Genomic DNA, 18,552 nt, shown 5'->3' on the forward strand with positions numbered 1-18,552 from the left:
ATGAGAAGAAAAACTTTGTTGCTGGCGGCTGCCGGCACGGCACTGCTCGGACTGTCGGGCTGCGGCTCGTCTTCCAAGGACGGGCCGGCGGGCGAGACGAAGCTGACGGTGCTGCTGGACTGGTACCCGAACGCGGTTCATACGTTTTTGTACGAAGCGGAGGAACAGGGATACTTCAAGGAAGCGGGCCTCGACGTGACGCTGCGCACGCCGGCCGATACGAACGACGCGCTCAAGCTGGTCGCGGCCGGCAAGGCCGATCTGGCGCTCAGCTACCAGATGCAGGTAGCCATGTCGCGCTCGGAGGACATTCCGATCGTCTCGGTCGGCGCGATCGTCCGGCATCCGCTGAACCAAATTTTCGTACAGGAATCGTCGGGCGTTCGCAGTCCGAAGGATCTGGAAGGGCGAACCGTCGGGTACCCTTCCATTCCGCTGGATCAGGAGATCGTGGAAACGATGGTGAAGTCGGACGGCGGAGATCCTTCCAAGGTGCGCTTCGTCGATGTCGGCTGGGACTTGATCCCGTCGATGACGACGAAGAAGGTCGACGGCATTATCGGGGGCTATATCAATCACGAGAAGCTGCTGCTCGAGAAGGAAGGCGAGAAGCTCAGCGCATTCGATCCGTCGAAATACGGCGTGCCCGACTATTACGAGCTAGTCATGACGACCGGCGAATCCGAGCTCGAACGCAAAAACGACGCGATCAAGAAGTTTATGGAGGCGGCCGCCAAAGGTCAGCAATATACGGCCGAGCATCCGGACGAAGCGCTGAAGCTGCTGCTGGACAAGCAGGACAAGGAATTCCCGCTCGATCCCGATGTAGAGAAGGAGAGTCTGAATGTGCTGCTGCCGCTGATGGACGCGGGCTCGGAGCCGTTCGGCACCCAGTCGGAGGAATCGTGGACCCGCGTGATCGGCTGGCTGAAGGAGCATGGTTTGCTGAAAAAAGACGTCGCGCCCGCGGACGCTTTTCGAAATCTATGAGATGAGGTGAGAGGATGGAGGACGACCGCTATTCCAGGCAGAGACTGTTCGCCCCGATCGGCGACGCCGGGCAGGCGAAGCTGGCGGACAGCGCGGTATGCATCGTCGGCATGGGGGCGCTGGGTACCGTTCTGGCGAGCCATATGGTACGGGCGGGGGTTGGCCTCGTACGGCTGGTCGACCGGGACTATGTGGAGCGGAGCAACCTGCAGCGGCAGATGCTCTACGACGAGGAGGACGCCGCCGGCGGGTATCCGAAGGCGATCGCCGCCGAGCGGAAGCTTCGCCGCGTCAACTCGGAAATCCGGCTGGAGGCGATCGTCGCCGACGCGACTTCCGCCAACGTCGAATCGCTGCTTGAGGGCATGGATCTCGCGCTCGACGGGACGGACAACTTCCAGACGCGGTTCCTGCTGAACGACGCCTGCTTCCGTCAGGGCATTCCGTTCGTGTACGGCGGCGCCGTCAGCTCTCGGGGAATGAGCGCCATCTTCGTGCCGGGCGTCACGCCGTGTCTGCGCTGCCTCATCTCGTCGGGCGACTCCGACGGCGAGACCTGCGACACGATCGGGGTCATCGCCCCGGTCGTCGACATCGCCGCCTCGTACCAAGCGGTCGAGGCGCTGAAGTACCTGGTCGGCGACGCGGAGCATCGGCGCGAAGCGCTCGTCTCGTTCGACGTGTGGGGCAACCAGCACTTCGAGATGAAGCTGGGCGCCCCTCGCAAGGACTGTCCTTGCTGCCAGCGGAAGGAATACCCCGCCCTGCAGGCGGCGCCCGACGAGGCGATCTCGCTGTGCGGGCGCGGCACGGTCCAGATCGCGGGCTCGCGGCCGCTCGATCTGGAGCGGTGGCGCGAGCGGCTGGCGCCCGTCGCCGCCGGCGTGAAGCTGAACGCGTACCTGCTGCGCGCGGAGCTGCCGGAAGGCGAACGGCTCGTCCTGTTCCCGGACGGCCGCGTGCTTGTGCAGGGGACGGACGACTTCGTCCGCGCCAAGACGCTCTATGCCCGCTATATCGGGAGCTAGGCGACTTCCGCTACGAGGCTTCCCGAAGAAAGAGAGTAACGAGATTCCTCACATGTGTGGAAATGCGGAGAAATGGGCTGAAGAGAATAAAGAGGTTACTCACATTTACGGATTAATGGAGAAGTGGGAGAAAGAAAGTAATCAGATTACTCACATGGACGAGATTGTGGGGATTTGAGTGGAAGAGAGTAACGAGATTACTCACATAGACGGAACTGCTGAGAAGTTGGCAAAAGAGGGTAACGAGATTACTCTCTTTTGAAAGATGCCCGTTCAATAGAAAGAAGGAGGCAGCCCCATGAAGGACTTTCGGCTGTACGCGATCACCGGCGAGCAGTTCCATCCGGGACGCGGCATGATCGAAGTGATGGAGCAGGCGATTCTCGGCGGGGCCGATATCGTCCAGCTCCGCGACAAGAAAAGCGATAAGCCCGAACTCCTGCGAAAAGCGAAGGAGCTTCGCGAGCTGACGCGGAGGCACGGGGTCACCTTCATCGTCAACGACCATCTCGACGTGGCGATCGAGTCGGACGCGGACGGCGTTCATCTCGGCCAGGGTGATCTGCCGATCGAAGAGGCGCGGAAGCGGATCGGCGCCGGCAAGATCATCGGCATTTCCACGCACGCCATCGAGGAGGCGCGGCTGGCCGAACGGCAAGGAGCCGATTACATCGGCGTCGGCCCGATTTTCCCGACGAAGACGAAGGAAGACGTCGTCGCGCCGGTGACCGTCTCCTACATTCGCGAGGTAGCGAGCGAGATTCGCATTCCGTTCGTGGCGATCGGCGGCATCAAGCTCTCGAACGCCGATCAGGTCATCGCGGCGGGCGCGACGCGCATCTGCGCGGTGAGCGAGATCGTCGGCAGCGCGGACGTGAAGGGGACGTGCGAGGCATTCCTCGCCAAGCTGAGGAACGGGCGCCAGGCCTGATGCCATGATAAGCGGCGGAGCCTGCGGGCGCGGGAGGCCCTACCGGCGCCGCAATCGCTAACGCTTGGCTCGTTGTCGGATCGGGCCGCGGCGCGCCGCGGGCTTTCCGGCTGCTCCCGCGTCTCACGCGGCTTCAAGCCTGCCCGGACGACGAAGGGATGCACGATCGATAATCGTCAGGTTAACCGGAGGGAGGAGCGGTTTATGGAGTTGACGATCAACGGAATCACGCAGCAGTTGGAGGTGCGGACGGTCGGAGACGTCATCGCGCATTTCGGACTGGAGGGCAAGCCGGTCGTGGTGGAAGCGGACGGCGAGATCGTGGACCGGGAACGGTGGGGAGAAGCCGAGCTTCGGCAGGGGATGAAGCTCGAATTGGTTCATTTCGTAGGGGGAGGCTGAAGCGATGAAGACGGATGTGCTGCGCATTGGCGGGCGGGAGCTCCAATCGCGTTTTTTTCTCGGGACGGGGTTGTTCCCGAATCCATACGTTCAACAGGAGGCCATCCGGGCGTCGGGGGCCGAAGTGCTGACATTCGCCATCCGGCGGATCAATCTTGAAGCGCCGGAGGACGATTCGATTCTTCAGTATCTGGAGCCGGGGGCGTTCCATTTCTTGCCCAACACCTCCGGCGCGAGAACGGCCGACGAGGCGGTGCGGATCGCCCGGTTGGCGCGGGCTTCCAACCTGAGCGACTGGGTTAAGGTGGAGATCAGCGCGAACGAGCGGACGCTGCTCCCCGACCCGGTCGAGACGCTCCGGGCGACGGAGATTCTCGTCAAGGAAGGGTTCACGGTGCTGCCCTATACGTCGGACGATCCGATTCTGTGCAAGAGGCTGGAGGAAGCCGGAGCGGCGGCGGTCATGCCCGGAGCGGCCCCGATCGGCACCGGGCTCGGGCTGCTGAATCCGTACAACCTCGGCCTGATCGTCGAGGAAGCGAACGTGCCGGTCATCGTCGACGCGGGTCTCGGCTCCGCCGCCGACGCTTTACAGGCAATGGAGCTCGGCGCGGCCGGCGTGCTGATGAACAACCCCGTCGCCAAAGCCAAAGACCCGGCACGGATGGCGCAGGCCATGCGTCTGGCGATCGAAGCGGGCCGGCTGTCCTACCTGGCCGGACGGGTTCCGAAGAAGCGGTACGCTTCGGCCAGCAGCGCGCCGGAAGGTCATCTGCTGCCATGAACGAAACGGTCGTCGTTCTGGGCGGAGGCGTGATCGGCCTGTCCTGCGCGTTCGAGCTGCGTCAGCGGGGGTACCGGGTGAAGCTGCTGGAGAAGGAACGCTGCGGCGGCCAGGCATCGGGAGCGGCAGCGGGCATGCTGGCCCCGTATTCCGAGAACGGGGAAAGCCCCGACGCTTTTTTCCGGTTCTGCCGGGAGAGCCTTCAGATCTTCCCGGAATGGCAGCGGACGGTTCGGTACGTGTCCGGTCTTCCGTTCGAATATACCGAATCCGGCAGCCTGTACGCCGTCTATCACGAGGCTGACCGGCTGGCGCTCGAGACGCGGCTGGGCTGGCAGCGCCGGAACGGATCGTCGGGGCGTATCGTCGAAGGAGAGGAGCTGTTCCGGCTGGAGCCGCGGCTGTCGCGGAACGTGCGTGCGGCGCTGTATACGCCGGAAGAGAGCCACGTGTATGCTCCTCATTACGTCCGGTCGCTGGAGCGGGCCTGCCGGCTCATCGGCGTGGACATTCAGGATCGGCTGGAGGAAGCAGCCGTCGTCCGATGGGAGCGGGAGATCGCGGTCGAAGCGCGGGACGGGCGCGCGTTCGGCGGAGACCGGCTGCTCGTCTGCACGGGGGCATGGGCGCAGGAGCTTGCCGACGCTCTCGGCATCCCGATTCCGATCCAACCGATCCGGGGCCAGATCTGCGCGTACGAGGCGGAGGACCGGCCGGTAAGGCATATGGTCTTCAATAGCCAGGGCTACCTCGTCGGCAAAGGAAACGGAACGCTTGTCTGCGGGGCGTCCGAGGACGTGGCGGGGTTCGATACGTCCGTGACGGAGCGCGGCATCGAGCGGCTGCGGGCCTGGAACAAGCGGCTGTTTCCATTCCTGGAGGGGCGGACGCCGTTTCATCGCTGGGCCGGACTTCGCCCCGCCACGCAGGACGGCCTGCCGCTGATCGGGCCGCACGGTCGGGTCGTCTTCGCGGCAGGGCATTACCGCAACGGTATTCTGCTCAGTCCGGCAACCGCCAAACTCGCAGCCGATTGGATCGAGAACGGCGAGGCGCCCGCGGATTACGAAGCGTTCCTGCCTAGCCGATTCGAAGGAGAGAGGAGTCTAAGCGCAAGATGATGCGGCAACCGGCAAGAGCGCTGACGATCGCGGGGTCGGACAGCGGAGGCGGCGCGGGCATCCAAGCCGATCTGAAAACGTTCCAGGAGCTGGGCGTCTACGGCATGTCCGCGCTGACGGCGGCGACCGTGCAGAATACGTTCGGGGTGCAGGGCGTCTATCCGCTGCCGCCCGAGGCGGTCGCGGAGCAGATCCGCTCGGTCGGCGTCGACATCGGCGTCGACGCGCTGAAGACGGGGATGCTGTTCAGCGGGGACATCATCGCCTCCGTGGCGGAGACCGTGCGGGAGTTCGGCTGGACGAAGCTGGTCGTCGACCCGGTCATGGTGGCCAAAGGCGGTTCCGAGCTGCTGCGGGAAGAAGCGGTAAACGCGCTGAAAGAGCGGCTTCTGCCGCTCGCCTTCGTCGTCACGCCGAACCTGCCGGAGGCGGAGAAGCTGGCGGGGCTCGCGATCCGGAACGATCGGGACAGACGGGAAGCGGCCCGGAGGCTGGTCGATCTCGGTGCCAGGCATGCGATCATCAAGGGAGGCCATGCGGAAGGGCCGGAGGCGATCGACCTGCTGTACGACGGCTCCCGCTTCGTCGAACTGTCCGGTCCCCGGGCGGACACGCCGCGGACGCATGGAACGGGCTGCACGTTCTCCGCCGCCCTTACGGCCGGCCTGGCCGAAGGATGGGACGTCGTTGCCGCCGCACGGCGGGCCAAGGCGTTCATCCAGGCGGCCATCGAGGACGGCATTCGGATCGGCGGCGGCCACGGCCCGACCAATCATTGGGCCTATCGACGGCGAACGGCTTCCGGCGGCGCCCCCGAAAAGGAATAAGCAGAGAGCAAAACGAAACCGCCGGACGGCATCGTCCGGCGGTTTCGTTTTAGACTTTGAACACCTGCACGATCGACTTGAGCTCGGTCATCCGCTGGTTGAGCGTCTGCGCCGAGGCGGTGATATCCTCCGAGATGGCGCTCTGCTCTTCCGTCGATCCGGCTACCGTCTGGGCGTTCTCCGCGGACGCCCTGGAGATGCCGACCATCTCCTCGAACGAGGCGGATATTTCCTCCGTGCCGGCGGACAGCTGCTCGGTCGTGGCGGAGATATCCTGGATCTGTCCGGCGGCGTCGCGAACCGCGACCCGGATCTGCTCGAACCCTTCGCCGATGCTCCTCATTTTCCGAACGCCGTCGCCGATCGCTTCCACATTGCGCTGCATGGAGCGCATGGCCGAATCCGAAGTTTGCTGAATGCCTCCGATCAGGCCGCTGATGTCCTCCACCGAGCGCTGGGTCTGTTCGGCGAGCTTCTTCACTTCGTTCGCGACGACCGCGAAGCCGCGTCCTTGTTCGCCCGCGCGAGCGGCCTCGATCGATGCGTTCAAGGAGAGCAGGGCGGTCTGGTTGGAGATGTCCGAGATGACGTCGACGATCCGGCCGATCTCGTCGGAGCGCTTGGTCAATTCCTCCATCGCGCTTGCCGCATCGCCGGCGGAAGCGCCGATCAAGTCCATCTGTTCGATAGCGGAGCGAATGTCGGCGACACCGTCTTCGACCTCCGAGGCGACGCCTGCGGTCAGGTCGGCGACGCTGCCCGACGATTCGGCGATGCGCTGGATGCCGCCCGCCATCTCCTCCATCGCCCGGGCGGATTGCTCCGCTCCTTGAAGCTGCGTGTCCGCGCCGTCGGCCACTTCCTGAATGGAGGCGGCGATCTGGGATGCGGCGTCGGACGATTGCTCCGCGGACCGCTGCAGATCCTCGGACGCGGCCGCCACCTGGCCGATCGTCGTATCGATCTGCCGCACGATTCCGGTGAGCGAGTCGATCATCTCGTTAATGTTGCCGCTCATCTGTCCAATCTCGTCTTTCGATCGAACGCGTACCCGTTCCTTCAAATGGCCGGTCGCCACTTTTTTCATCACTTCGGAGATGGCGAGGATCGGTTTGACGATCAGGCCGGTCAAGAGGACGGCGATCAGGCCGACCAGCAGCAGCACCCCGATGATGATCCAGACGGCCAGCGTCTCCGCATGGTTTACGTTCTGCATGATCTCGCTTTTGGGCGCGGCAACGATCAGCTTCCAGTTCGTATTCGGAATCGTGGCGTAATGGACGAGAAGCTGCTTGCCGCCCGTCTCCCGGTATTCGACGGATCCGCTCGATCCGGCCAGAATTTTCTGGAAGGCGGCTTTCTCGCTTGCGCTGGGATCGAATTGGTCCCATGATTTGCCGATTCGGCTTGAGTCCGGATAGGTGTAATATTCGCCGCGTCCCGATATAATGTAGCCGAACCCGGTGTCGCCGATTTTGATCTTGTTCGTCAGCGCGGTCAGAATGTCCGGCGATACGCTGGCCGTGACGGCGCCGACGAATTGGCCGGATGCGTCCAACAGGGGAATATCCAGAGGCATGACGTACTTATTCGTTTTTTTGCTGATCAGCATGTCCGAGATGACCGGCTGCTTCGTTTCTTTCGCCTTAATGAAGTGATCCCGGTCGGAGACGTCGATGGCGACGTGGTTCGTGTCGATGCCGTTGCCGTCCGGTCCGATCATGGTGAACGAGTCGATCTCCTTGTCGCTCTCGTCGAGCACCTTGAGCAAAGGAATGGTTTTCGCGGGATCCGCCGTTTGGAACTCATCTTTATTCTGGTTAATCAGTTCCTGCAAAGCCGAAAGCTTGGACTGCATCCATTCGTCGATCCGGGAGATGTTCAGCTCTTCGACCGTCAGTTGGATTTGCTCGTTGTCGGTCTTCGAAACGCCCGTGAAGTACTGGATGAAAAACAGGGTAGAGCCGAGCAGGGGGAGAATGGAGAGAGCAAGCAGAATGGCCGACAGCTTCAGCCGGACGGAGCTTCTTCCCCATTTCCGTTGGGAAGGGTTGGTTTTCATCATGTGGTTCCTCCGATGCATGTTCTATTGATGCTTTCGTCACCCTCCTTATATGTCGGAGTCCATTGAACCATTATTTATAGGCCAAAGAGGTATAATTTAGGTACCGTGCCCCATTTCGCGTGATACGAAAAACGAGCCGCAGGCGCGAGGCCGGCGGCTCGTTTGAACGGGTGCGGCGATCAGGTCCATTTTGCCGCCCAGAGCTTCATCTCTCTCACGATCTGGTGAAGATCCTCGCCCTTCGGCGTCAGCGTGTATTCTACGGTGACCGGAACGGTCGGATACACATGGCGCTCGAGCACGCCTTTCTTCTCCAAGTGGCGAAGCGTGCTTGTCAGCGCCCTGGGGCTGACGCAGGGAATGCTCCGCTGCAGCTCGCCGAACCGTCTCGTGCCGCAGAACAGCTCCCTCAGAACGAGAAAAGCCCACTTGCCGCCCAGCACGTCAAGCGTCTTCTCGATGTTGCATTCGATTTGCACCGGATTTTTGGGGATGTAAGCGCTGGCCGTCATCTGTGCACTTCACTCCTTTCGCATAGCTATATAAATTATAGCACGTATACTTCGTATAATATAATGATAAAAAATTCACTTCTTCTAAATAAATACGAGGTTCTCTACAATAGAGAGGTTCCATTCTCTATCAGAACAAAGGAGGAGAAACGAATGAAGTACCGGAGATTGGGAGGCACCGGCCTCAAGGTCAGCGAGATCAGTCTCGGAAGCTGGCTCACATATGGCGGTTACGTGGAAAAAGAGAACGCGGTCAAGGCGATTCGGACCGCTTACGATTTGGGCATTAATTTCTTCGATACGGCGAACGTTTACGAGAAAGGAGCGGCCGAGGTCGTCGTCGGCGAGACGCTGCGCGAGTATCCCCGCGAATCGTACGTGCTGGCGACCAAGGTGTTCTGGCCGATGGGCGACGGCCCGAACGACCGGGGACTGTCCCGCAAGCACGTGACCGAGCAGTGCAACGCCAGCCTGAAGCGGCTCGGGCTCGACTACGTGGACATTCTCTATTGCCACCGCTACGATCCGGAGACGCCGGTCGAAGAGACGCTGCGGGCCATCGACGACCTCGTTCGCCAGGGCAAGGTGCTGTACGTCGGCGTCAGCGAATGGACGGCGGCCAATATCGCCGAAGGGCTGGCGGCGGCCGACCGGTACTTGCTGGACCGGATCGTGGTGAACCAGCCGATCTATAACATGTTCAACCGTTATATCGAGAAGGAAGTCATTCCGATCAGCGAGCGTAACGGAATCGGACAAGTCGTCTTCTCGCCGCTCGCCCAAGGGCTGCTGACGGGCAAGTACGCTTCGGCGACGGATATTCCGGAAGGAAGCCGCGCGGCGCGTCTCGAGTGGGTGCGCAACGGCATTACCGAGGAGAAGATCGCCAAGGTGCGCGAGCTCGGCAAGATCGCGGCCGAGCTTAACATTACGGTCGGACAGCTGGCGCTCGCCTGGATTCTTCGGCAGCCGAACGTGTCGAGCGCGTTGGTCGGCGCGAGCCGTCCGGAGCAGGTGGCGGAGAACGCGGCCGCAGCCGGCATCGCGCTGAGCGGCGAAGTGCTGGAGCAGATCGAGACGATTCTGGAATAGGACGCCGCCGGGAGGATACCGGCCCGGCCTGACGCAAGAGCCCCCGAGCGAAGGCGAGCTTTCGCATCCGGGGCTCTTTCTGTTCAAGAGGTCTCTGGCATCCCGGCCGGATCCATCGTACAATGGACAAGTCGAAGTTCAAATGTTCGATCGCGAGGGTGAACACGGAATGGATGAACCGAAGAAGATCAGTCTGGGCGAAGCGATGAAACGAAAGCTGGAGCAGAAGAAGCAGCAGCAGGCCCAGGCCAAAGGCGGCCGGGACCATTTTTCGACGGAGACGAAGAAGCTGCAGAGCCAGATTAACAAAAAGCCGAACAACCAGAAGAAGAGAACGGGCGTTTAGATGCGCGGGAACTGCTGATCCTTCAAGGATCGGCGTTTTTTTTCGCCGCGCGGCGAGATCGGAAAAAATGCGACCCGCCCCCACAATAAAGATGCGAATCGCTTTGCGCGGTGTTAGAATGGGGAAGAGTGGATTTGGACAAAGGGAGAACGAGTATGATACGAATGAAAGACACCCTGAATCACGCCGGGGTCAACATAAGCGGGGACGCCGCCGATCTGGAGCAGCTTTGCGAAGCGCTCGAGCAGATCGTCGGCGAAGAGGGAGAAGCGCCGGCTTACGAGTCGATCCGGGTCCGTGTGGCCGATCTGGTCCGCAGGCTGCGCGGTTCGCTGCAAGCAGCGGGAGAGATGGCGGTCAACGTTTGTTGGCCGGAAGCCTTGTTCCTCTCGGTGGCCCTCAACCGGTTCATCAAGCTGTACTATGCGAAGGAGAAGCGGCCCGATTGGGAACGGATGCTGGCGCGCGTTCGCAAGTTCCAGGAAGAGCTCGTCGCCTGCCTGCGCCGGACGCTGCCGGATGCCGCCTACAAGCCCGCCTCGGTCGCTTTGGGATCGTCCGTTTTTCTGGAGCAGGAATACATGACGCATTATTTGGACGAATTGAACGTCCGGTTTTTGGAGTTGAAGCCGGAGAAGCGGTTGGAGAATATCCCCGTCATGGCCAAGCGGATCGTGGAGCAAGGCGAGGAATATCGCAAATGCAAGCATGCGGTGCTCGAAGCCGCCCGGATGTACAAGTGTCCGGTAGACGAGATTCGCATCGGGGCGGAGATGCCCGCTCCGGAGCAAATCATTTGGTAAAATTCCAAGCAAGACATTGAGCCGACCCCCGCTTTGCGGGGTCTTTTTTTATTCATTTATCCCCAACGTTCAGAGGCTTCGCAATCGTTTATCCACCGCGTCGGGCGGGAAAAAAGCGGAGTTATACCCAGGGTGTGGGCGGATTGTGGATAGAATTGTGAATAAACTGCATCATGGAGGGGCGCTTGTGCAAAAGACCTGCGGAAGGGGCTTGAGCGGCGAGCTTCGGACCTGAGCCTTCGCGGCCCGACGCTAACGAACCGTTATGATCTTATTTGGATCGTATGCGGGGATTTTCCAACCTAACGAATCTGAACGGCCTTATCGACCCCGAAAAGCTCGGAGAAAGCCGATGAAACGCCGAATAAGGGATCTACGTTTCCTTACATTCCAACACGCCGCGTTTTGACTCCAATAGCGTTGCCCAGGTTCGTTAAAAAGAGGGGAAGCCAGCGAGCCGCCTTTTTCCGCCAAGATCTTAAAATAGGCTCCATAACAAGGAGAGAAGCAAAAGAAGCGCCAGGATCCGCGCCCCGGAGAGCCAATGGGCGCTGTGCACCCAGAGCACGGTGGCGACGATCAGACAGGCGAGGAAAGAGGCGATATAGGCAACGAGTACGAGCGGACTTTCGATGAGCGCGTAACGAGAGACAAGCCATTCCAATCCGCAGCGGATCGCCAGGCAGACGCTGGCCAGCCCGAGCAGCGTTTTGCTTGCAGTCCAGGTTCGATAGATCGTCATGGAGCGGTCTCCTTTCTTGGGTACCGGCCCGCCAGCGCGATTTCTGACCAACCGCGCCGGTCCCGGTCCGGGATCAGTTGACGCCGGCTTGAAGGCCGGCCTGGTTCAGCAGGTTCCAAGGCTTGTTGTAATGCGGCTGGAAGAAGAAATCGACGAATCCGAGCTCCTCCATCGTCATCCGGTTCTGGATACAGACCGACAGCGTGTTGATCGATTGGGTCAAGTCGGCTTTCGACATCACTTGGGCTCCGACGATCCGGCCGTTATCGGCTTCGTAGACGACTTTCAGCAGCACGTTTTCGAAGGTGGGCATAAAGTCGGGACGGTCGCCCTCTTCGATCGTGACACTTTTCACATGCAAGCCCGCATCAAGGGCCCCTTGCTCGGTCAGCCCGGTTGCCGCCAGGTTCAAATCGTAAAATCGAAGGCCCGACGTGCCTTGGGTTCCCCGGTAAGGAACCGCGGGCTTCGCCAGATTGAGTGCGACGAGCGTTCCCATGCGGACGGCGTTCGTGGCCAGCGGAATATAGGCCGGCTTGCCCGTCGGATTGTACTGGACGGCGCAGCTGTCTCCCGCCGCATAGACGTCCGGGCAGCTTGTGCGCATGTATTCGTCGACGACGATCGCGCCGTTCGGGAGCATCTCGACCTGCCCGCGCAGCAGCCCGGTGTTCGGCCGGAAGCCGATGCACAGCACGACCAGATCGGCTTCGTGGATCTCTTCCGTCGTCCGCACGCCGGTCACCCGTCCGTCTTGGCCGATGAACGAAACCACTCCCTGGCCGAGCGCGAGCCGAATGCCTCGCTCCGCCATCTCCGCCTCTACCTGCTCCGTGATCTCGGGATCCAGGTACTTGGCGAGCACGCGCGGCATCTGGTCGATCAGCGTAACGCGCTTGCCCAGCCGCTCGAACGCCTCGACCAGCTCGACGCCGATATAGCCGGCTCCGATAACGGCGATTTGCCGGGCGTCTTTCGCTTTCTCGATGATGGCGCGGGCATGATTGTAGTTTTTGCACAACTGTACGTTGCCGAGCTCGATTCCTTCCAGTCGGGGAATGACCGGCCACGATCCGGTCGTCATCACCAGCTTGTCGTAAAAGTCCTCGCTCTCCGCTCCCGTCTCCAAATTCCGGACGCGCAGCGCGCGCTTGGCCGTATCGACCGAAAGGACGTCATGCCTCATCTTCGTATCGACGCCCAGCGCGGCGAGCTGCTCGGGATTCGAATAGAACAGTTTGGCCGGATCGGGAACGACGCCTCCGATATGAAGAGCGATGCCGCACGACAGGAAGGAGATGTTGTCGTTGCGCTCGTAGACGGTAATTTGCGCTTCCGGGTACAGCTTCGCCATCCGGGTGACGGCGGCGGTTCCGGCGTGGGTACAGCCGATGACGACGATCTTCATGAGCGAGGACTCCCTTCGAATCTCTGATTGTGATTATTTTCACATATCAGTGCAGGAACTAGGGCAATTCGGTGAAGCCTGCAAATTGTTGTTATGTGATTTAATTCACAATCATCTGGATTGCTTCTATCATATGTCGAATGGAGACAAAAGGCAATAGGTAATGTGAAAAAAATCACAACTAATTCGGATGGTGTCTTGCGCGCAAAGAGGAGGGGAACCGGGGGGATGTACGAGGCGGAAGAAAGTAAGCTGGTTACTCACTTTGGCGGGAGGAGCGACGAGAAAGCCGGGGAGCGGCGAGAAAGTCGAAAGAGAGCAAACAGATTACTCACATTGTGGGAGGAGCGACGAGAAAGTCGAAAGAGAGCAAACAGATTACTCACATTGGCGGGGGAGCGGCGAGAAAGCCGAAAGAGAGCAAACAGATTACTCACATTGATGGGGGGAGAGGCGCGATAAAGCCAAAAAGCGGCGGGTCCCCTCAAGCTGTGAGGTTTCACGCCGCTTTTCCCTATGGCTTCCACATTATGACGCCTGAGAGACAGGCTCGGGCGCGGATGGCTGGCGGCGGCTCGTCACGTAGCTGGCGGTCGCCCCGGCGAGGCCGATCAATGCGAGCGAAGAGGCAAGCCAGGGCAGGGAGGATAGGCCGGAATACGTGATGGCCAGCCCGCCCAAATACGCGCCGCCCGCATTGCCGATGTTCAGGACGGAATGCGAAGAGGTCGAGGCGAGCAGGGGCGCTTCGCGCGCCAGATTCAGAATGCGAACCTGGATGCCCGGGAACGCGCCGAACGCCGCTACGCCCCACAGGAAGATGGTCGCGACGGCGAAGACGGGGTTTTTCAGGGCGACGGACAGCAGCGCGAGCAAGACGGCCAGCCCTCCGAGCATAATCAGAACCGAAGGCAGCAGCTTCCAGTCGGCCAGCTTGCCTCCGAGGATATTGCCGATCGTGACTCCGAACCCGAACAGGACGAGAATGTACGTGATCTGATGTTCGGCGAAGCCGGTGATCGTCTCCAGAGCCGGCGTGATGTAAGTGAACATCGCGAACAGGCTGGCACAGCCGAACGCGCCGGAGAAATACATCAGCAGCACTTGCGGCTGGAGCAGGCTGCGAAGTTCCCGGGAGAGCCGCGGCAGCTCGTCTTGGCGAATGACGGGAATGAAAAGAAGGATGCCGATCAGCGCAATGATGCCGAGCGCGGTAATGGCGCCGAACGAAGCCCGCCAGCCGAGCTGCTGGCCGATGAACGTGCCGAACGGCACGCCGACGATGTTGGCGATGGTCAGACCGGCGAGCACCATCGAGACGGCCCCCGCCCGCTTCTCGGGCCGAACGAGCCGCGAAGCGATCAGGGAGCCGACGCCGAGAAAGGTTCCGTGCGCGAAGGCGGTCATGATTCGGGCCGCCGCGAGCAGGCCGTAACTGGGCGCCAATGCGGACAAGGCGTTGCCGGCGATGAAAATGAGCATCAGCAGCACGAGCAGCTTTTTTTGCGGGACGCGCAGGGTCAGAACGGTCAACGTCGGAGCGCCGACCGCGACGCCGAGGGCATACGAGGTAATCAGCAGACCGGCTTTCGGAATCGATACGCCGAGGTCGCTCGCGACATTGGGAAGCAATCCCATTATGACGAATTCGGTCATGCCGATGGCGAACGCTCCCAGCGTCAGGCAGAGCAGGGAGAACGGGAACTTCTCTTTGGCGGCGGTTGGCTCTTGTTGGTTGGACTTCATGCGGGCTATCCTCTTCCTATCCTGATTTTGGAGTGCGGAAACGTTTGTCTATTTGAGTTCCCGGCAACAGTACGGCACCTCGCCAGTATACCATCTGCAGGCCGCCGGCGGTTGCGAAAATTACGGGAAACGCAGCTTGTCCCGTTTCGGGCTTTCGCCCGATTTTTTTAAATGATTTTAAGCTTCGGTTCATCGTCTTTTTACCTAATGCCGGTACAATGCATAACAATAAGCGGGAGGAGGTGCCGGCGGATGGCGAAGCTGGCGCTTGGGAAAACGGGGCTGGCGATCGTGCTGGCGGCGGTTGCGGCGATATTGGGGACCCTCGCATTCTGGTTGTATCGGGATGCAACCGACGCGCCGAGGATCGACAAACTGGTCGTCGACTTGACCGGAACGAATGCCGGCGCCGAAGGACCGGCGACAGGCTCCGGCGGATATTCGTCCGGCACGGCTTCCTCGACATCGGACAGCCGGACCGGCGTCGTTTACCGGCTCGATCAGGTCGCAGACGGGTTATGGGCGTAAACGCGACCGGAGGCAAGAACAGACAAGGCTCCGTTCCCGGCATGTACCGGAGACGGAGCCTTGTCGTTTGCAGCCGTTAAAGCGCGGCTTCTTTGCTCTCGCCGCCGCGAACGAGAGCTTTGCCCTCCCAGGCTCGGCTGCGCCAGCGGATGAACAGAATGATCCCGCGCAGCCATTCGTCCACGATGAAGGCGCACCAGATGCCGAGCAGCCCGTGGCCGAGACGGATGCCGAGCAGGTAGGTGAGCGGCATGCTGAACAGCCAGGTGACGGCGATGGAGGCGGCCATCGGGAAGCGGGCGTCTCCGGCGGCCTGGAGCGCTTTCTCCAGGATGACGTTGAAGTTGCGCCCCGGCTCGAGCAGGAAGCTGAGCAGCAGCAGCGTCGACCCGAGCGACAGAATGGCCGCGTCATGCGTAAACAGGCCGAGCAGCGGCTTGCGAACCAGAGCGAGCACGCAGACGCCCGCCAGCGTCAGCAGCATGCTGCGGCCGAGATTGACGAACACCTCGCGGTAAGCGAGGTCCCGCTCGCCGGCGCCGATTCTTCGGCCCACCAGAATTTGCACGCCGCGGCCGAGCGATGCGGCCAGAATCATGACGACGAACATGATGTTCTGCGTGTACACCTTCGTCGTGACCATCTGCGCCCCCAGCGTCGCGATCCACGCCAGAATGACGAACTGGCTGGCGGAGTAGGACATCGTCACGGCCGACGACGGGATGCCGATGCGCAGCACCTTGGCGACGTGATCCTTTTGCCAGCGCACGAAGCCGCGCCACGGGATCGGAACCGCGGCTACCCGCCGGAGCAGCAGGAAGTTGACGCAGAGCCCGACGCATTGGCTGAACGCCGTCGAGATGGCGACGCCCGTCACGCCCAGCTTCGGAAAACCGAGCAGACCGAAGATGAACAGGCTGTTGCCGGCGATGTTCAGCACGTTCATGCCGATCGTGACCATCATCGTCTGGCGCGTATAGCCGTGCGATTGGATGATGGCGACCGTCGCGGTCAGCACCGCCTGAATGAACAGCGAGCCGCCGGCGATGAACAAATACTGCCTCGCCAGGCTGAACAGGTCGGCGTCGAGCCCGAAGACGCGCAGCAGCGGCCCGTTCAGAGAGACGGCCAGCACGCTGACGAAGACGCCGAACAGGAAGTTGACGCCGATCGAGGAGCCGGTCAGGCGGCCGATCTCCCGTTCGCGCCGCGCTCCCAAGTATTGCGAGACGACGACGGCGGAGCCGAGCGCCACGAAGTTGAAGGCGAGCATGGCGAACTGAATGATCTGGTTGGCGACGCCTACGGCGGCGACCGCATCGTCGGACACCCGGCTCAGCATGAACGTGTCGGAGATCCGCATCAGCATCTGGAGGCCCGACTCGATGAAGATCGGCCAGGCGATGGCGAATAGCGAGAAATCCCGAACCGCGCTTCGGTTCACCCTGCTTTTCCTCCGATCAGACGGCGTATGCGTTTCTCATTTTCTCCAAGCCGAGAGCGGCGGTCTCCGCGGCCGTTCTGCCTCCGTCGTCCGGGAAGAACAGCTCCAGCGACAAATAGCCGCGATATCCGGCGGCGTGCAGCCGCTTCGCCAGCTCGGCAGAAGGCGCGATCCCGTCTCCTGGGAACAGCCGGTCCGCGTCCGCGATCGTCGCCTGCGGCGGCTCGGCCGGATAATCGTTGGCGTGAACGATGCCGATCCGCTCTCCGTTCAGGTAAGCCAGATCGCTCATCCGGCTTCCGCCGGTGTACATATGGAACGGGTCGAGCAGCAGCTTCGCGTCCGGCACGCCGCTCTGCACGGCGACGTAGAGCGCTTCGCTGACCCGCGACAATTTCTTCGCCCGTCCCCAGAATTCGAGAATCGGCAGAACGCCGTACGTACGGGATCGTTCGGTCAATCCGGCGAAGCGTTCCGCCAGCTCATCCAGGGAGACGTTCTCCACGTTGCCGAACGGCGGAGCGGCGAAAGACGGGCAGCCGAGCTCGGCAAGCAGCGTCAGCTCCTCCTTCGTCTGCTCCGCTCCCCGTTCCCGGACCGCTCCGTCGGCGTCACCCCACGGAATGAACGAGATCGCGTTCGCGATGCCGATCCCGAGCTCCGAGGCGAACTTGCGCAGCTCGGCGGCGGAGCCTCCGTTTTTCACATATTTCTGCAAATCCTGCAGCCAGATTTCGATTCCGTCATAGCCCGCCTCGGCGGCGATCCGGATCTGTTCCCGGATGCCGAGCCGATAAGGAAGCAAGGTCGACGCGTTCAGTGAGGCTTGAAAAGGAAACATCGTTTCTCGTACCCTCCCGTCATTCTTTTCCGAAAAACACCCGGTTCGGCGGATACAGCGACTCCTGCTGGACGGCGGGCACCGTATCCACGTACTTCGGATGATAATGCTTCGCCCGGTATTCGGTCGCCGTCACCGTCTTGACCGACTTGAACACCCGGCTGAAATAGTTCTCGTCCGCGAATCCGGCCGTGAAGGCGACTTCTTTCACGCTCTTGTTTCCGGTAAGCAGCATTTGGCACGCCCGTTCGATCCGTTGCCGGATTATCGCCTCCTTCGGCGTCATGCCGAGGTGGCGGACGAAGGAGCGGCTCAGATGCTCCGGCGACCAGCCGACCTTCTTGGCCAGCCCGTCGACGGTCATGGCATTTCCCGCATCCGTCCCGATCGCGTCCAGCGCCTGGACGACCTGGGGAGGCAGAGGCGCCGCCGGGCGTTCCGGCGGCTCATCCTCGGCCAGCGCCTGGATTTCCGTCAGCAGCGAGAGCAGCAGCGGGCCGCCCCGCTGCTGCAGCCGCTCCGGCCTGGCGTAAGCGATGCCCAGGATCTGCTTCATCAGCGACGCGAGAAAATCGCCGTCGTAAGGGACGACCGACGGGCCGTCCGGATGCAGCAGCGGGAGCGCGGCCTCGGCTTCGTCCAGCGGCCGCGGCCGAAAATGGACGAACAGATGGCGCGTCGGCCGCTGCTTGTCGTAACGGTAGCTGTGAACCTCTCCCGGCCGGGTGACGACGAAGCACGGGCGGTCCAGCGAGAACTCCCGGCCGCCCACTTGATAGACCGATTCGGTGCCCTCCGGAAAATAAAGCAGCTCGCAGTCGGGAATATCGCGCTCTCCGAGCCCCGAGCCCGGCTTCATGACGAAGTCGCCGAGCACTCGGATGACAGGCGGGAATACGGCGTTCGCATCAACGTTCGGCATCGGTTCCGCTGCTCTCCCGC

Annotated in this window: 19 protein-coding genes; 11 read left to right on the forward strand and 8 right to left on the reverse strand. The window is 61.6% G+C overall.

Annotated features, from left to right (window positions below; all coding sequences use genetic code 11):
* The 7 genes from H7C18_RS25355 (at position 1) to thiD (ending at position 6,083) form a co-directional block, all read left to right on the forward strand.
* Positions 1-990, forward strand: coding sequence for an ABC transporter substrate-binding protein (locus H7C18_RS25355; RefSeq protein WP_185131893.1), 990 nt, complete (start codon positions 1-3; stop codon positions 988-990).
* Between the two features lie 14 nt (positions 991-1,004).
* Positions 1,005-2,018 (forward strand): ThiF family adenylyltransferase, encoded by a 1,014-nt coding sequence (locus H7C18_RS25360; RefSeq protein ID WP_185131894.1) that lies wholly within the window; start codon positions 1,005-1,007, stop codon positions 2,016-2,018.
* 298 nt (positions 2,019-2,316) lie between these two features.
* Entirely contained in the window at positions 2,317-2,949 is a 633-nt protein-coding gene (gene thiE, locus H7C18_RS25365) for a thiamine phosphate synthase (RefSeq protein ID WP_185131895.1), read from the forward strand.
* Between the two features lie 204 nt (positions 2,950-3,153).
* A complete protein-coding gene (thiS, locus tag H7C18_RS25370; protein ID WP_185131896.1) occupies positions 3,154-3,351 on the forward strand; it encodes a sulfur carrier protein ThiS in 198 nt (65 codons plus the stop codon).
* Between the two features lie 4 nt (positions 3,352-3,355).
* Complete coding sequence (locus H7C18_RS25375; RefSeq protein ID WP_185131897.1) at positions 3,356-4,135, forward strand: thiazole synthase; 780 nt, start codon at positions 3,356-3,358, stop codon at positions 4,133-4,135.
* The gene (gene thiO / locus H7C18_RS25380) at positions 4,132-5,256 is read left to right on the forward strand and encodes a glycine oxidase ThiO (RefSeq protein ID WP_185131898.1); all 1,125 of its coding nucleotides are present in this window, start codon (positions 4,132-4,134) and stop codon (positions 5,254-5,256) included. The genes H7C18_RS25375 and thiO overlap by 4 nt, the downstream gene beginning before the upstream one ends.
* Complete coding sequence (gene thiD, locus H7C18_RS25385; protein WP_185132018.1) at positions 5,256-6,083, forward strand: bifunctional hydroxymethylpyrimidine kinase/phosphomethylpyrimidine kinase; 828 nt, start codon at positions 5,256-5,258, stop codon at positions 6,081-6,083. The genes thiO and thiD overlap by 1 nt, the downstream gene beginning before the upstream one ends.
* Before the next feature lie 49 nt (positions 6,084-6,132).
* On the opposite strand, the gene H7C18_RS25390 is transcribed toward thiD, so the two are convergent.
* Positions 6,133-8,148, reverse strand: coding sequence for a methyl-accepting chemotaxis protein (locus H7C18_RS25390; RefSeq protein ID WP_185131899.1), 2,016 nt, complete (start codon positions 8,146-8,148; stop codon positions 6,133-6,135).
* Between the two features lie 179 nt (positions 8,149-8,327).
* Entirely contained in the window at positions 8,328-8,660 is a 333-nt protein-coding gene (locus H7C18_RS25395; protein WP_185131900.1) for a winged helix-turn-helix transcriptional regulator, read from the reverse strand.
* Positions 8,661-8,813: 153 nt separating this feature from the next.
* Between H7C18_RS25395 and H7C18_RS25400 the strand changes: the two genes are divergently transcribed.
* The 3 genes from H7C18_RS25400 (at position 8,814) to H7C18_RS25410 (ending at position 10,901) form a co-directional block, all read left to right on the forward strand.
* The gene (locus tag H7C18_RS25400) at positions 8,814-9,752 is read left to right on the forward strand and encodes an aldo/keto reductase family protein (RefSeq protein WP_185131901.1); all 939 of its coding nucleotides are present in this window, start codon (positions 8,814-8,816) and stop codon (positions 9,750-9,752) included.
* Between the two features lie 169 nt (positions 9,753-9,921).
* Positions 9,922-10,098: a hypothetical protein gene (locus H7C18_RS25405; RefSeq protein WP_185131902.1), complete on the forward strand. Its 177-nt coding sequence runs from the start codon at positions 9,922-9,924 to the stop codon at positions 10,096-10,098.
* 155 nt (positions 10,099-10,253) lie between these two features.
* Positions 10,254-10,901 (forward strand): DUF6904 family protein, encoded by a 648-nt coding sequence (locus H7C18_RS25410; protein WP_185131903.1) that lies wholly within the window; start codon positions 10,254-10,256, stop codon positions 10,899-10,901.
* 478 nt (positions 10,902-11,379) lie between these two features.
* On the opposite strand, the gene H7C18_RS25415 is transcribed toward H7C18_RS25410, so the two are convergent.
* The 3 genes from H7C18_RS25415 to H7C18_RS25425 all read right to left on the reverse strand — a co-directional run bounded on the left by H7C18_RS25415 (position 11,380) and on the right by H7C18_RS25425 (position 14,797).
* Positions 11,380-11,643 carry a hypothetical protein gene (locus tag H7C18_RS25415; RefSeq protein ID WP_185131904.1) on the reverse strand — a complete coding sequence of 88 codons (264 nt, stop codon included), beginning with the start codon at positions 11,641-11,643 and terminating at the stop codon, positions 11,380-11,382.
* A 73-nt stretch (positions 11,644-11,716) separates the two neighbouring features.
* Positions 11,717-13,051, reverse strand: a complete 1,335-nt coding sequence (locus H7C18_RS25420) for an FAD-dependent oxidoreductase (protein ID WP_185131905.1) — start codon at positions 13,049-13,051, stop codon at positions 11,717-11,719.
* Positions 13,052-13,579: 528 nt separating this feature from the next.
* Complete coding sequence (locus H7C18_RS25425; RefSeq protein WP_185131906.1) at positions 13,580-14,797, reverse strand: MFS transporter; 1,218 nt, start codon at positions 14,795-14,797, stop codon at positions 13,580-13,582.
* Between the two features lie 252 nt (positions 14,798-15,049).
* On the opposite strand from H7C18_RS25425, the gene H7C18_RS25430 reads away from it, so the two are divergent.
* Complete coding sequence (locus H7C18_RS25430) at positions 15,050-15,325, forward strand: hypothetical protein (protein ID WP_185131907.1); 276 nt, start codon at positions 15,050-15,052, stop codon at positions 15,323-15,325.
* Positions 15,326-15,401: 76 nt separating this feature from the next.
* Here H7C18_RS25430 and H7C18_RS25435 read toward each other — a convergent pair whose 3' ends face one another.
* Genes H7C18_RS25435 through H7C18_RS25445 form a run of 3 tightly spaced genes read right to left on the reverse strand, consistent with a single transcriptional unit; the run spans position 15,402 to position 18,532 of the window.
* The gene (locus tag H7C18_RS25435) at positions 15,402-16,769 is read right to left on the reverse strand and encodes an MATE family efflux transporter (protein WP_185131908.1); all 1,368 of its coding nucleotides are present in this window, start codon (positions 16,767-16,769) and stop codon (positions 15,402-15,404) included.
* A 16-nt stretch (positions 16,770-16,785) separates the two neighbouring features.
* On the reverse strand, positions 16,786-17,610 hold the full coding sequence (locus H7C18_RS25440) for a sugar phosphate isomerase/epimerase family protein (protein ID WP_185131909.1): 825 nt from the start codon (positions 17,608-17,610) through the stop codon (positions 16,786-16,788).
* Between the two features lie 19 nt (positions 17,611-17,629).
* Entirely contained in the window at positions 17,630-18,532 is a 903-nt protein-coding gene (locus H7C18_RS25445; RefSeq protein WP_185131910.1) for a helix-turn-helix domain-containing protein, read from the reverse strand.
* Positions 18,533-18,552 lie beyond the last annotated feature (20 nt).

The organism is Cohnella zeiphila, assembly GCF_014212055.1.
Classification (GTDB): Bacteria; Bacillota; Bacilli; order Paenibacillales; family Paenibacillaceae; genus Cohnella; species Cohnella zeiphila.